Source organism: Caulobacter sp. CCH9-E1 (assembly GCF_001556515.1).
Classification (GTDB): domain Bacteria; phylum Pseudomonadota; class Alphaproteobacteria; order Caulobacterales; family Caulobacteraceae; genus Caulobacter.
In genome coordinates this window covers 1-14,159 of record NZ_LSJA01000336.1, presented here as the reverse complement: position 1 = coordinate 14,159, position 14,159 = coordinate 1, and the positions used below count along the sequence as shown (strand labels likewise).

The following is a 14,159-nucleotide window of genomic DNA, read 5'->3' as shown; positions in this document are numbered from 1 at the left end:
TGGCGGAGTGGTGACGCAGCGGACTGCAAATCCGTGCACGCCGGTTCGATTCCGGAAGCCTTTACTAAATCGGCGCTCATCGAACAACCGCTCGCGGGGGTTGTTAACCAACCTTTTTTCGCGGAAGGGCGATTTCTGCGCGTTGGACGGACATTTTCGCCCTAATGACGGGCGCCGCCACAGCATTCCGGTAGAGTTCAGTTAAAAAGAATATCGTGCGCGTCTGATCGAACTGTGACGAAATGCACACAGAATTACTCTACCTCGACACGAACTCAGTGGAGTTCTTGGCCGCGCAGCCTCTGCTGTGCGTCACGCTTTAAACCTGCAACTGCCTATGGGGACCGACTGAGAACCGACCGCGTCTCGCGGGGTTGCGATCACCCTCATCCATCGGCCGATCCTGCGCGAGCTATTTGCCAGTGCGGATTTGACCTGAGTGCCAGCGCCATGCGCTGGACAGGATCGCATCCAAATCGCGCGAAGGTGTCCAGCCGAGCACCTGCCGCGCCTTGGTGCTGTCGGCGACCAGCACGGGCGCATCGCCAGGGCGGCGCGGCGCCATCTGCAGAGGCAGCGGCTTCCCGGTGGCGCGAACAACGCCGTCGACCAGCTCGCGCACGGTGGCGCCAGTCCCGGACCCCAGATTGAACGCTTCCGAAGATCCGCCCGCCAGCAACCGCTTTAGAGCCGCGACGTGGGCGTCGGCCAAGTCCAGCACGTGGACATAGTCGCGCACGGCCGTACCGTCGCGAGTGTCGTAGTCATCGCCGAAAATCGTGAAATTCGGCCGCTGCCCCAGAGCCGCCTGGATCGCCAGCGGAATGGCGTGGGTCTCGGGCTCGTGCCACTCGCCGATCCGCCCCTCGGCGTCGGCCCCGGCGGCGTTGAAGTAGCGCATCACCGCGCTTCGAAAGCCGACATGACGATCATAGTCAGCCAGGGCCTGCTCAACCATCAGCTTGCTGCGACCATAGGGGGCCAGGGGCGCCTGAGGGTGGCGCTCATCCATCGGCACGGCCACCGGCTCGCCGAAGGTTGCGCAGGTCGAGGAGAAGATCATGGCGTTGACGCCGGCGCGACGGGCGGCCTCGATCACGGTGATGGCCCCGCCGACATTATGATCATAGAAGGCGCCAGGATCTTTCACCGACTCCCCAACCTCGATGCGGCCGGCGAAGTGAAGAACCGCCACCGGCGCATGAGCGGCGAATACCGCGTTCAGGCGCGCGGCGTCGCGGACATCGCCGACTTCCAGCGGCCCCCATTGCACGTGCTCACGATGGCCGTTGGACAGGTTATCGAACACGACTGGCCGAAATCCGGCCGCGGCGAGAGCCAGGCAACAATGCGACCCGACATAGCCGGCCCCGCCGGTCACCAAGACAGTCTGCATAAACTTCTCCGAGCCGCGACGTCGCCGATCGCGCTCCAGTCCTCAGTTAGGCGGTTCACTGACGGTGGCCGCAGAAGCGCCACCGGCGGACCTCAATGTCACCGTCGGTGTCCGCCGTTCGATATAGTCGCTGTTCGCTTCCATGCGTTAGCGCCGTCGCGGAATCATCGCTCCGGACGAGGTCGAGAAGGCTTCACGGGCGGGTCTAGCAAGACTGGCGGTTGACGCCCCCAGCACTCCACCGCCCACAGTTGCGCGGTTGTGGAGGCAGGCGAAATGCACCAGATTGCGCCGCTTCTCGTAACGGCAGATTCACTGAGCGTATGGCCAAGACAGCATTGATCACCGGTATCACCGGCCAGGATGGCGCCTACCTCGCCAAGCTTCTGCTGGAGAAGGGCTATACGGTTCACGGCATGCTGCGGCGCTCGGCGTCAGCCGACGTCATCGGCGATCGGCTACGCTGGATCGGCGTGTATGACGATATTCGCTTCGAGTTGGGCGACCTCCTCGACGAAGGCGGCCTGTCGCGCCTCATGCGCCGCATCCAACCCGACGAGGTCTATAATCTCGCGGCGCAGAGTTTCGTGGGCGCGTCCTGGGACCAACCTCACCTGACCGGGTCGGCGACGGGCCTGGGGACGACGAACGTTCTGGAAGCTGTGAGGCAGGAATGCCCGCAGGCGCGCTTCTATCAGGCGTCGTCGTCGGAGATGTACGGCTTGGTGCAGCATCCGATCCAATCAGAGACCACGCCGTTCTACCCGCGCTCGCCGTATGCGGTGGCCAAGCTTTACGCCCACTGGATGACCGTGAACTACCGCGAGAGCTTCGGCTTGCACGCGTCGTGCGGAATTCTTTTCAACCACGAGAGCCCGGTGCGCGGCATCGAGTTCGTGACCCGTAAAGTCACCGACGCCGTGGCGGCCATCAAGCTTGGCCAGCTGAAAACCGTCGAACTGGGCAACCTTGAGGCCAAGCGGGACTGGGGGCACGCTCGCGACTATGTCGAAGCCATGTGGCTGATGCTGCAGCAGGACACGCCCGACGACTATGTCGTCGCCACCGGTAAGACCTGGACCGTACGCCAGATGTGCGAAGTGGCCTTCTCAAGCGTGGGCCTCAACTATCTGGACCATGTGACCATCAATCCGAAATTCCTTCGCCCCGCCGAGGTCGACCTGCTCCTCGGCGACCCGACAAAAGCCAAAGAGAAGCTTGGCTGGGAGCCGAAGACCACCATGCAGGACATGATCGCGGAGATGGTCCAGGCCGATATTGTACGGCGCTCCAGAAACTGACACGTCGGTAGCGGCGAGGCGCGCGAGACATGACGCAAGATCAGACCCGCATCACGGTTGCCGCTCCGAACCTGGACGGTAACGAGTGCGACTATGTGCTCGAGTGCCTGGACACCACCTGGATCTCCTCAGGCGGGCGGTTCATCACGGATTTTGAGAAGGCCTTCGCTGACTATTGCGGCGTCAAGCACGCCATCGCTTGCAACAACGGCACGACAGCGCTGCACCTAGCCCTCGTTGCCATGGGGATCGGTCCTGGCGATGAGGTGATCGTCCCAAGCCTGACCTATATCGCCTCGGCCAACGCCGTGACCTATTGCGGCGGAACGGTCGTGCTGGTCGACAACGATCCGCGCACCTTCAATATCGATCCGGCGCTGATCGAAGCCAAGATCACGCCGCGCACCAAGGCGATCATGCCCGTGCACCTCTATGGCCAGGTGGCGGACATGGACCCGATCCTGGAGATCGCCCAGAAGCACGGCCTGATGGTGGTCGAGGACGCCGCTGAGGCTGTAGGGGCTACCTACAAGGGCAGGATGTCCGGTTCGCTGGGCGACTGCGCAACCTTCAGCTTCTTCGGCAACAAGATTATCACCACCGGGGAAGGCGGGATGATCACCACCAACGATGATGCGCTCGCCGAACGGATGCGGCTCTATCGCAACCAAGGGATGGACCCAAACCGTCGCTATTGGTTTCCGGTCGTCGGCTTCAACTATCGCATGACCAATATCAAGGCCGCGATCGGTCTCGCTCAGCTCGAGCGGATCGAACATCACCTGGCCGCCCGCGAACGCGTGGTGGCTTGGTATGAGGAGAAGCTGACCCGCCTTGGCAATCGGGTGATCAAGCCGGTCGTCACGACGACCGGACGGCATGTCTTCTGGATGTACACCGTGCGCCTCGGTGAGAGCCTGGCGACCTCGCGCGACCAAGTGATCCGGGACCTCGACGCCCTCGGGATCGAGAGTCGACCGGCATTCCATCCGATGCACGTGATGCCGCCATACGCGCATCTCGCTACGGGCGATCTAAAGCAGGCCGAGGCTTGTGGCGCAGATGGTCTGAACTTGCCCACCCACGCCGGCCTCACCGAGGCTGACATTGACCGCGTCGTCGCCGCGCTCGACCAAGTGCTGACGTAGTCCGCTAGGCGAGCGCTCGTCCAGGCGTTTGGGACTGCCTTTCGCCAATCAACAGGTCGAATGGCCCCACCAATGCCTGCTCAGAGATGTGGGTAAAAATGTAGGTCCACGAGCCGAAACTTCAATAAATCCAATAATTAAAGCCCCAGAAGGCGGACACCCTCTCCGCCACCCCTACCCTGATCAGTCCCGATGACGTCCATGGATGTCGCTCCCCCCCCCTCCCGCCACATAGGGGGAAAATCGCGAAATCGTGCTTCGATGCGTCCGACGCGATCCACCACGTTCCACGTCACGCTTGTGGAACGATTTGGGGACGAAACAGCCCAGTTTCGGCGCCGCCTCACGGCGCTTCGGGTAAACGAGTCACGCGGCTTGGCATGTACGCCGATGGCGGCGGCCTGAACCTCTGCGTCCAGACGGGCGGCGCGAAATCGTGGGTTTATCGCTACATGCTCAACGGCCGCGCCCGGGAGATGGGGCTTGGTCCGGCCGGTACGGCCAGCCTCTCCTAAGTGCGCGAGGGCAGGTGCCTGAAGTTCGACGACCTCGACGCCGGAGACGGACTTCACGTTCAAACAGGTCGCCCAGCGGCTTTGCCCTCGGCGCTGACAACAATGGGCGCCAAGACGCCCAAGAATTGCGCCAGGGCCTCGGCTCACTCAGGCACGTACACCATCTTGCCGTCCGGCAGGCGGTAGGTGATTCCGGCCTTGACGCCCTGCCCCTCGCCGATCGCGCCGCGAGCCTCGTATCGCGTCATCTCCTTCCCGTCCTTGACGATCATGCTCATGTCCTTCTGGCCGGGGTTCTTGACCACCACCACCTGATCGGCGTTGAAGGGGTTGAGCGGATTGCGGACGATCAGGATCATCAGGATCGCGATCACCACGACGAACAGGTCGATCAGGTTCACGACCGACAGGATCGGATCGTCGGCCTCGTCGTCCTCCAGGAACCGCATCAGGCCACGCCCCGCTCGAGCGCGCGCAAGTCTTCCAGCAACCAGCGTCGCCGCACCGTGAGCACGAAATGGGTGATGCTGGCGGCGATCAGGGCGAGAACAACGCCGGAGAACGCCACGACCAGGTTCTTGCCGATGGCGCCGCCGTCGCCCTCGCCCAGGGCCAGCAGCGCCGGTCCCATGGGGATCATGGTGGCGACCAGGCCCAAGAGCGGCGCGCTGCGCGAGGTCACCCGGAGCCACTCCAGCTTCTTCATGATCCAAAGCTCCAGATCGTCACTGCCAGCGCCCGTTTTGGCCTGATAGGCCGCGAGGGCGGAACGGTGGACGCCGGCCTTGCGCTGGCCTGCTTCGATCAGGAACCCGCCCAAGGCCACGAAGGCGTAGGCCAGGGCCAGCAGGATCAGCGCCAGCGCCGGCAGCAGGAACAGTCGGGCCAGGTCGAAAAGACCCGCCTCAAGGCTTTGCATGGAAGGACTCCGCGGAGATTCGAGCATTGGAGAGAAGCTGCCGCGCCGCTCCGGCGAGCAGCAGGGCGATCAAGGCCAGCAGGCCCAGCACGGCGTGGAAGGGCTTGGGCGTGCTGGCGGGCGGCGGGACCACCTTCTCCAGCACCTGCCCCTTCACCTTCGGAGCCGGCGAAGCCTGGGCCGGCGCGGACGGCGCGGCCGCTTTCGCTTGGGCGGGCGTCGCGCCGGCCGAGAGACCAAACCCGCCGAGCGCCGCTTCCAGGATCGCCGTCGTCGGCTTGGCCCCGCGCTGCGCGCCCTTGCGCGCGGTCAGCTCCCGCCACCGCTCGGCCATTTCACGCAGGGTGCGCTCGTCGGGACGCCAGTAACCCTTGCGGACCGCCTCGGTCATCCGCTCGATCATTTGCGCCTGGGCCGTGGGGTTGCTGGCCTCGAACCAGGCGTTCAGGCCCAGCTTGCGGCGGTCCATGACGAAGGTATCGTGCATGGCCTGCCACTGCTCGGCCCGGACCATGGAGGGATCGGCGACCTGCCAGCCGAACAGGTTGTTGGTCACGTCCAGCACTTCGAGCGCGCCGGCGTAGCCCTCGGCCTTCATGGCCTTGATCCATTCGGGATTGAGATAGCGGCCACGCAGCTCGTCGGCCAGGACCGAGGCCGCGTCGCGGATCCTCGGTTCGGCGCCGCGCGCATCGGTGATGAACAGGGTCGGGCTCTTGCCGTCCAGGCGGCGCACGGCCATCGACAGGCCGCCCAGATATTCGAACGGATGATCGGTGGAGAGCACGCCGTTCAGGTTCGAGGATCGCGATAGCACAGCGGCTTGAACGCCGCGAAGCTGGGCCGCGAACAGGTTCGCTTCCGCGGGTTTCTCGCCCCAGGCGTCATCGGCATAGGCGTACTGCAACCGATCCAGGAAGCGATCGGCCAGCTCGTCATCCTTCTTCCAGGTTGTCGAGGCCAGGGTCGCCTCAGGCACGCCGCTGCCATAGTCGCCGGGCGCGTTGCTGAAGATCCGCGCGGCGGCCAGCCGGCGGGCGCGCTCGGGCGCCATGCCGGCCTTGACCAGATCGGCCTCGATCCGCCGGCTGTTGGCGGCCACGACATTGCCGGGCTCGTCCACGGAAGCCAGGCGCTTCACGCCGCCGCCGACCAAGCGCATGAAGCCGTCGAACTGGTCACGATAGACACTGGTCGCCTGCAGCACCGCATCGACGCGCGGCCGCCCCAAGTCCTTGGCGGGGATGATCTCAAGCCCGATCACCCGCCCGCCCTGGTCCCAAACCGGGCGAAGGCCCATGGCGTAGAGCGCCTGGCTTTCAATGACGCCGAGGGTGCGGATCGCCTCGCCCGACCACAGGGAGAAGGCCAGCTTCTCCGGCGGCGCGCCGTGCTGGCGCCGATAGGCGTCGTAGAGCTGGTCGAAGGCGCGGATGCCCGCCTCATAGGCCGCCTTGGTCGGCAGCTTGTCGGGCTCGAAGGCGAAGAGGTTGCGGCCGCTGGGGACCTCGGGATTACGGACAGGATCGCCGCCTGGTCCGGCGCGCACGAAGCCCCCGGAAAGACCGGCCAGCAGGGCCTCGATCTCGCCGGTTTCGGCGAGGTTGCGGTCCAGAACAGCGCCGCGCTCCAGCATCGCCGAGAGCTCCGGATCGGTGATGTCCGTCAGAGGCCCCGGGCTTTGCAGCCGACGCAGCGTCAGCGCATAGGCCGCCGAGGTCTTCAGCGTCCCGAAGTCCTCGGCGAACACCTCCTTGGGGTCGAGGCCAAGGCGCCGATAATAGGGCTCGCCCAGTTGCTGCATGACCGTGGCCGCGCGGAGCTCGACAGCGGCCGCCTCGCCGAAGGCGTGCAGGCCGAGCGGCGTCGCCGTCGCCGCCAGGGCGTGCAGATGGTCGTGCAGCGCGGGCAGGAAGGCCGGGAACTCGGCGCGGAGCCGCACCGCGCTCCAGCCCATGTCGCCGGCAAGGCCGCTGGACCGCGCCAGGGCCTGGATCTGCTCGGCGGTGCGCTCGCGCACGGGTCCGGCGTCCAGCTGGTCGTATTCGTGGATCAGGGCGTGCAGGTCGCGCAACTCGTCATAGAGCCCCGCCGGGGCGAATGGCGGGGTCTGGTGGCTGATCGTCACCGCCCGTCCGCGCCGCTTGGCCTGAATGGCCTCGGAGATATTGTCCTGGATGTAGGGATAGAAGACCGGCAGGTCGCCGACGGTCAGGAACGGATAGTCCTCGACCGAAAGGCCCCGATCCTTGCCCGGCGTCCATTCCTGGGTGCCATGGGTGCCAAAGTGGATCAGCGCATCGCTCGCCAGGGTCTCGCGCGCCATCAGATAGGTCGCCAGATAGAGGTGGCCTGGCGGAACCTTGGTGTCGTGATAGGCCTCGCCCACCCGGTCCGCGCGCGGCGGCTGCGGCAGGATGGTTAGCTTGCCCAGGGTCAGGCGCGGGATCACGAAGACCTGTCGGCCGCCGATGAAGCGCACGGCCCAATGACGGTCGGGCGCGCCCCAGCGAGAGGTCACCGCCTGCTTCACCGCGGCGGACTGGCGATCGAGCCAGGCCGTATAGTCGGTCAGCGGCACGGTCGTCGCCAGACCCCGCGCGAGCAGGTCATCGAGAGTCTCGGGCCGATAATAGCCGCCTAACATGGCCTGGGCGTCTTCGATCAGAGCCTTTTCCTTGGTCGGCGGCACGTCGTAGCCGGCGGCGGCGAGCCGCTCGGTGAGGATGGAAAGACTTCTGGGTACATTGAGATTGGACGCCCCGATGTTCTTTTCGCCGCCGGGATGGTTCCAGAACATCAGGGTCAGGCGCTTGTCGGCGTTGGCCTTGGTTCGCAGCAGGGCCAAGCGCCGAGCCTTGCCGACCATCGCCGCGACCTGATCGGGGATCGGCGTCAGTTCGCCCTTGTCGACGGCGGCGATCACCATCGGATCGCTGACGCCCCAGCTCTCGGGCGTGGCCAGGAGGACCGCCGTCATCTGCGGCGAAATGCCGGTGGGCGATGCCCGCCACGCGGCGATGTCGCCTTCGCGATAGGTGAAGCCGGCCATGACCGGGACGCCCAAGGCTTCGAACTCGGCCTTGCGCGCCGCGCCGTTCTGCAGGTGCTGCAGATTGATCAGCACGTCGATCCTGGCCGCCTTGGCGATCTTGCTGATCCCCTGCGGATCGCTGGCCTCGAACCAGAAGACGACGGGCGCAAGACCGTCCTTCTCGGCCGCGCGAACGAAAGCGTCCAGCAAGTCAGTCTCGCCGCTGGCCAGGGCGCCGCCATAGCTGATGACGCCCAGGCGCGGCGCGCCTTCTGGCCAGCGCGTCTCCGCCCACGCCAGATAGTCTTCGATCCTGGCGAACGGCGCCCCAGCGTCGGGATGGTAGATCCCGGCCTTGGGCAAAACCTTGGCCGGCGGCAGGCTGGCGATGTCCCCGCCGGCGCGCCAGATTCGGTAGGCGGCGAAAAACAGCGCGAGATTGTCCGCACCGCCATTGCCATAGTAGCTGGCCAGACGCCGCCCCAGCTCCGGCGGGAGCCCGCCGCCGTAGGCTGGCGGACCGCCGCCGACCCGCAACCAAGGCGTCTTGCTAGCCTCCAGCGCCCCTCCAGCCCTCGCCATAACGGCGGCCAGGTCGTTGCCGCGCGGGGTGTCGAGGACGATCAGGTCGGCGCCCTCGCCCCAGGCGGCGGGATCGCGCTTGTCGGTCTCGACATAGAGCCCCTCGACCGACAGCCCCCGTTCCTGCGCCCAGCGATCCAGGCGCGCGATCTTGCCTGGCAGGACGAAGTCGGTGGTGACGACCCTGATGACCGGCGCGCCCCGGCCCTGCGCGTTCGCCGCGCCGAGCGCGGCGAACAGCAGCCAAAGAACGCCAAGGATCCAAGCCGCGCGGCGCATCAGAAGCTCAGATTGACACCGAGGTGATAAAGGCGCCCCGGCTCGGCGTAGGTGTAGCCGCTCGACTTCTCGGCCAGGCGCTGATCGGTGATGTTCTCAACCCCGACCCGGAGAGCGACGTTCGGGGTCAGCCGCTTTTGCGCCTCGAAGAACCACAGGCTGTAGTCGGGCAGCACGCCGGTGCTGACGCGCTGGCGACCGACATATTCGGCGCGAAGCTGAGCCGAGAAATCCTCTCGCGGCGCCCATTCCAGACGCGCGTTGAGGCTATTGCGCGGGCGCTCGGTCAGCTCGGCCCCGGTGGCGCGGTTCTCGGTGTCCAGGTGCGTGTAGTTGGCCGATAGCTTGAAGGCCGCCGGCAGCTGCGCGCTGGCGCCCGCCTCGACACCCTTGATCCGAGCGCGCGAGACGTTGCCGTAGAGACGCACCTCACGGCCGCGGATGCCGCAGAAGGCTGCGCACTGCGTCTCGACGAGATTTTTCAGATCGTTCTGGAAGACCGCCGCGCGGACCGACCAGGGACCGGCGTCATAATCGATGCTGGCTTCGTAGGTCGCGCCAATCTCGGGCTTGAGGTTGGGGTTGCCGTAGACGGTGAACCGCCCGCCGGCCGCCACCACGTCGTATTCGGGCGACAGCTGGGTGAGGCTGGGCGCCTTGAAGCCACGGCCGACGCCGCCCTTGAAGGTCAGCTTCGAGGTGGCGTGAAACACGGTGTAGAGGCGCGGGCTGGTCTGCCAGTCATAGGCCTCGTGGTGATCGAAGCGGGCGCCGCCGACGATCGACCAGCGCTCGGTCACGCTCCACTCATCCTGGATGAAGGCGCCGCCCTGGTCGGCGCTGGCCCTCCCCGAGGCGTTGACTTCCGGGTTGCGCAAGCTCTGGCGACGCAGGTCGCCGCCCAGGCTGACGCGGTGGCCGCCGAGCGGAACGCTGACGTGACCGTCGAGAACCCGCTCGACAATGCGCACCGGCGAGCTTGGCGCCTGCTTCTTGGTCCGAATGTTGACCCGCTCGAGCGCGCTGCGATAGGCGCGAACGCGCGTGTCGCCCCACGACCACTTGCCAGTGTGCGACAGCGCCAGTTGTTCGCGATCGATGTCGTCGGAGAAGCGGTAGTAGGTGATCGGCGCGGCGGTCGTGACGGTGTCGCGATAGCGGACGTCGTGACCGGCCGAATAGGTCAGGTCGATCCGCTGAGCCGTGTCCGGAGTCCAACTCAGAGTGGCCGACCCGTTGACCGAACGGCGGCCTTCCAACTCGGCCTGGCGTGGGTCCGAGGCCATGAAGGTCGGGTCGCGGCCGGTGGCGTCGGCATAGACGCTCAGGCCCAGCTTGTCCTTGACCAACGGGCCGCCGACATAGCCGCCGAACTGATAGGCCTTGCCCTCTCCGCCTTCCGGGGAAGAGCCGTTGATCGTCGCCGATGCGCGCCAGGCGTCAGTGGCGCTGCGGGTGATCAGATTGACGACGCCGCCCAGCGCATCGGCCCCGTAAAGCGACGACATCGGACCGCGCACGATCTCGATGCGCTCGACGGCTTCGACAGGCGTCCAGGCCAGGTCATAGTCACCGTGGGCGACCAGACCGCCGACCGCGCTGAGACGACGGCCGTCGACTAGCACCAGGGTGTGCTCGACAGGCATGCCGCGCAGGCTGATCCCTCGCCGGGTCATGCCAATGCCGCCCACATTTACGCCCGGCTGGCCGCGCAGGGCGTCCGCCAGGTCTTGCACCGGCCGCGCCTCCAGGTCCTGGCGGGTGATGACGGAGATGGTGGCCGGGGCATCGACCAGCTTCTGTTCGCCCGCCGTCGGCGTGACGACGAGCTGAGCCACCGTTGTGGCGTCGTCGGCCCAAGCCGCGCCGCCGAAGGCGGCCATGCCGGACGTCGCCAAGAGCGCGATCCGTCGCGCCGGCTGCCAGTTGAAGATCACGAGACGCCCCCAGAAAGCGGTACTTCACTGCGGACGCTTTGAAACGTTATAACGTACCATCTCGTCAAGTGGGAACTTTGAGCCGCGATCGTAGGTCGCCGCCAGGGGCGGAACGTCTTTGGCGCTTGTCAGAGCCATTCGCCGGCCCGCTCGAGCGACCAGGCGTTGGGCGGCTTTGCTGTCGCCGCCGGTATTTCCAATCGGTGGGGCTCGATTCCCACCGGTGAGCGTCTGCACGCCACAGCTCCGCCGGCGACCTCGCAGGCGGAAGATCCCCGAAGGTTGGCGCGGCCCGGCGAGCGCCAAGCCGCGCGCCAGGCCCTAGAACCGCCCGCTCAAGGAGACGCCCACGAGGCGCGGCGCGCCCCGCACGAAGGTCGGGAAAGTGAAACTGTCGCCCGTATTGCCGGCGTCGAGCAGATACTTCTTGTCCAGCAGGTTGGTGGCGAAGACCTCGACCGCCCAGGGTCCCTCGGCGGGCGCTTCGAAACGCACCCGCAGGTTCAGCAGGCCGTAGGCCTTCTGATATTCGTCGACAACCCGATCGCGGAGCATTGGGGCGGTCGGCAGTAGCGGCAGTTGCAGATCGCGTCGATCATTGGCGTCGTCGAAGAAGACCTTCGAGCGCCAGGTGTAGGTCGGCAGGACGCGCAGGACGCCGAGCCCGCCGAGCGCGTGCGAATAGGCGGCGCCTATCGAGACGCTGTGATCGGGCGCCAGGCGGAACTGGTCGCCGTCATAGGCCCCGCCCGAGAAGCGTGCGTGCGAATAGGCATAGGTCCCGAACAGCTCCAGGGCCTCGGCGGGACGCCAGGTGGCCTGCAGCTCCGCGCCCGGCGCCTTGGCCTTGCCGGCGTTGATCGTCACCAGCTTGCCGCTGTCGAACTTCTGGGTCTGGAAGTTGCTGTAGTCGTAATCGTAGATCGAACCGTTCAGTCGCAGACGACCGTTCAGCAGCGCGGCGCTGGCGCCCAATTCGAACGAGTCGACCTCTTCGGCGGGGAGCGTCTTGACGGTCAGGGTGGTGCCCGGAAGGCTGCCGGGGGTGAGGGAGATGACCTCCGGCCGGCGTCCGTGCGCGAACGACGCCCACGCGGACACGTTCGAGGTGAACTGGTAGCGCCCGACCAGGCGATAGGTGACCCCGTCGAAATCGCCGCTCCTGGAGGTCAGAGCCTGGGGCTGGGTGAAGAGCCCAAACGCCGGCAGGGGCGCGCCGGGGGTCAGAAGCGCCGTCAGCAGAGCGCCCTGGGTGGCGGGACTGGTCGAGCCCAGCGCCGCCAACAGCACGCCAAGCCGGCTGGTTCCGTTCCGCAGGTCGCCCCGCACGCTCGAAGTCTTGTCGTCCCGCGTCCACCGCGCCCCGGCGGTCAGTTCCAGGGCCTTGATCGGCTTCCAGGTCAGATCGCCGTAGACGTCGAAGGAGTCGGTTTCGCCGTAGTTGATCGACTGCTCATAGTGGTCGGACTTTAGCGAAGACACGAGCGTGGACGCCACTGTCGACGACGCCGCGCCAAAGCCAGGCGTGAGCGCGGCGGTCAGGAATCCCCGGCCAATCGCCTGGGCTTCCGCCAGGCTCGGCGTCGAGCGCGTGGGCGTAGTGACCAGCAGACCGCTGAGCAGCGCGAGGGCGTAACGCTCGTCATACGTCGCCGACAGGCGCTGACTACCCTTCTCGTGCATGTAGGAGACGCCGGCGAAACCGGAGAGCGGACCGCCGTCGTCGAAGCGCAGTCTCAGCTCCTGGCTCCATTGCTCGCCGCGAGCATCCTCCGCGCCCTGGATGAAGGGCATGGACGAGCCGTCGGGGTCGTTGGTCTCGAGACTGTCGAACTGGCGCCAGCCGCCGATGCTGGACAGGGTCCAGCCAGGGTTGATCCGCCACTCGCCCAGCAGGGTGGCGGTGTCGACCGTGCGGCTCAGCCCCATTTCGGCGCCGCCCTCGAAGCCCGCCGCCGAGCGGTTCAGCCGGGCCGGCGTATAAGGGCTGATCTCGCCGCCGGCGGGGATGAAGGTCCCCGACTTGAACGCGGTTCCGCCGTTGTCGTCGTGGTGGTGGTTGACCAGGAGGTCGAACCGCAGCGTCTCGTTCGGCCGAAAGGTCATCACCCCGCGATAGGCTTCGGCCTTGGCGCCCTGCAGCGGATCGCCGCCCTCTAGATTGTCGACCCAGCCATCGCGGCGGCGGACGGTGGCGGCCACGCGCAGCGCCAGCGTGTCGGTCGCCAGCGGGAGGTTGGCCATGCCGTAGGCCCGGTAGTAGCCGTCTCCGCCCACGCCGAGTTCGGCCGCGGCCGAGGCTTTGCCAAGATCGGCCTTGTGTTGGATGACGTTGATGCCGCCGATCAGGGCGGCGCGGCCGAACAGGGTCGCCTGAGGCCCTTTAACCACCTCCACGCGGTCCAGGTCGAACAGCTCCATATAGGCGCCGCGGTTGCGGGACGCCGAAACGCCGTCATAGAAGATCGCCACGCGCGGCTCGTCCTGCGCGCTGCCGCTGTCGGTGGTCACGCCGCGCACGACGAATCCGGCGTTGTTGGCGCTCTGCTCCTGCACCGTCAGGCCAGGCGTAAAGGCGGCCAACTCGTCGAACTTGGTGACGCCGAGCTTCTGAAGAAAATCCGAGCCGTAAGCGGTGACCGCCATGGGCACTTCGCTGAGGCGCTGCTCGCGCTTCTGCGCGGTCACGACGATGTCAGTGAGCGCCGTGACGCTATCGGGGTTCAAGGCGCTGGTCGGCCGATCCTGGGCGACGGCTCCGCCGGCCCACCCCATCCCCAGGCACAGCGCCAGGGCGCCGCCCGAAAGACCGCCGCGCGTCATCAGCGCGCTCAGATAAGACCCGCTCACTGTCCGCTCCATATAATATTAAGGTGATGTTCTTATGCTTTTAATCACCATCAAATAACAGTGAAGGTTTTGTGGCTCAGCTGGCGGCTGACGGCCGGCTGAGACGCAAGCGCGCCATGACGACGGCGCTGACAATCGCCGCCCCGAACGGGGCGAGGGCGGCGATGACCCGCAGCCCGCCCGCGGCGGGCTGCGGGT

General features: G+C 66.4%; 9 protein-coding genes and 1 tRNA gene. 4 read left to right on the top strand and 6 right to left on the bottom strand.

Translation table 11 applies throughout. From position 1 onward, the window contains the following. Window position 1 precedes the first annotated feature (1 nt). Window positions 2–57 (top strand) — tRNA-Cys (locus tag AX690_RS19415). A gap of 355 nt (window positions 58–412) precedes the next feature. On the opposite strand, the gene galE is transcribed toward AX690_RS19415, so the two are convergent. Next, entirely contained in the window at window positions 413–1,396 is a 984-nt protein-coding gene (galE, locus tag AX690_RS19410) for a UDP-glucose 4-epimerase GalE (protein WP_066687493.1), read from the bottom strand. 323 nt (window positions 1,397–1,719) lie between these two features. Here galE and gmd point away from each other — a divergent pair, with 323 nt between their 5' ends. From gmd to AX690_RS23065, 3 genes are all read left to right on the top strand, one after another. Then, window positions 1,720–2,697 carry a GDP-mannose 4,6-dehydratase gene (gmd, locus tag AX690_RS19405; RefSeq protein WP_066687494.1) on the top strand — a complete coding sequence of 326 codons (978 nt, stop codon included), beginning with the start codon at window positions 1,720–1,722 and terminating at the stop codon, window positions 2,695–2,697. Between the two features lie 29 nt (window positions 2,698–2,726). Beyond that, window positions 2,727–3,845, top strand: a complete 1,119-nt coding sequence (locus tag AX690_RS19400) for a DegT/DnrJ/EryC1/StrS aminotransferase family protein (protein ID WP_066687497.1) — start codon at window positions 2,727–2,729, stop codon at window positions 3,843–3,845. A 380-nt stretch (window positions 3,846–4,225) separates the two neighbouring features. After that, the gene (locus tag AX690_RS23065; protein WP_197426916.1) at window positions 4,226–4,360 is read left to right on the top strand and encodes an Arm DNA-binding domain-containing protein; all 135 of its coding nucleotides are present in this window, start codon (window positions 4,226–4,228) and stop codon (window positions 4,358–4,360) included. Window positions 4,361–4,503: 143 nt separating this feature from the next. Here the strand turns inward: AX690_RS23065 and AX690_RS19395 are convergent, their stop codons facing one another. The 5 genes from AX690_RS19395 to AX690_RS19375 all read right to left on the bottom strand — a co-directional run bounded on the left by AX690_RS19395 (window position 4,504) and on the right by AX690_RS19375 (window position 13,961). Then, on the bottom strand, window positions 4,504–4,809 hold the full coding sequence (locus AX690_RS19395; protein WP_066687499.1) for a DUF2149 domain-containing protein: 306 nt from the start codon (window positions 4,807–4,809) through the stop codon (window positions 4,504–4,506). Continuing rightward, window positions 4,809–5,279 (bottom strand): MotA/TolQ/ExbB proton channel family protein, encoded by a 471-nt coding sequence (locus tag AX690_RS19390; protein ID WP_066687502.1) that lies wholly within the window; start codon window positions 5,277–5,279, stop codon window positions 4,809–4,811. The genes AX690_RS19395 and AX690_RS19390 overlap by 1 nt, the downstream gene beginning before the upstream one ends. After that, window positions 5,266–9,174 (bottom strand): cobaltochelatase subunit CobN, encoded by a 3,909-nt coding sequence (cobN, locus tag AX690_RS19385; RefSeq protein ID WP_066730522.1) that lies wholly within the window; start codon window positions 9,172–9,174, stop codon window positions 5,266–5,268. The genes AX690_RS19390 and cobN overlap by 14 nt, the downstream gene beginning before the upstream one ends. Then, on the bottom strand, window positions 9,174–11,111 hold the full coding sequence (locus tag AX690_RS19380) for a TonB-dependent receptor domain-containing protein (protein WP_066687747.1): 1,938 nt from the start codon (window positions 11,109–11,111) through the stop codon (window positions 9,174–9,176). The genes cobN and AX690_RS19380 overlap by 1 nt, the downstream gene beginning before the upstream one ends. A gap of 321 nt (window positions 11,112–11,432) precedes the next feature. After that, window positions 11,433–13,961 carry a TonB-dependent receptor gene (locus AX690_RS19375; RefSeq protein ID WP_197426915.1) on the bottom strand — a complete coding sequence of 843 codons (2,529 nt, stop codon included), beginning with the start codon at window positions 13,959–13,961 and terminating at the stop codon, window positions 11,433–11,435. Window positions 13,962–14,159 lie beyond the last annotated feature (198 nt).

Coding starts and splice junctions, on each gene's coding strand:
- AX690_RS23065 (WP_197426916.1), top strand. CDS start 4,226: ATGTACGCCGATGGCGGCGGCCTGAACCTCTGCGTCCAGACGGGCGGC.
- AX690_RS19395 (WP_066687499.1), bottom strand. CDS start 4,809: ATGCGGTTCCTGGAGGACGACGAGGCCGACGATCCGATCCTGTCGGTC.
- AX690_RS19400 (WP_066687497.1), top strand. CDS start 2,727: ATGACGCAAGATCAGACCCGCATCACGGTTGCCGCTCCGAACCTGGAC.
- AX690_RS19390 (WP_066687502.1), bottom strand. CDS start 5,279: ATGCAAAGCCTTGAGGCGGGTCTTTTCGACCTGGCCCGACTGTTCCTG.
- galE (WP_066687493.1), bottom strand. CDS start 1,396: ATGCAGACTGTCTTGGTGACCGGCGGGGCCGGCTATGTCGGGTCGCAT.
- gmd (WP_066687494.1), top strand. CDS start 1,720: ATGGCCAAGACAGCATTGATCACCGGTATCACCGGCCAGGATGGCGCC.
- cobN (WP_066730522.1), bottom strand. CDS start 9,174: ATGCGCCGCGCGGCTTGGATCCTTGGCGTTCTTTGGCTGCTGTTCGCC.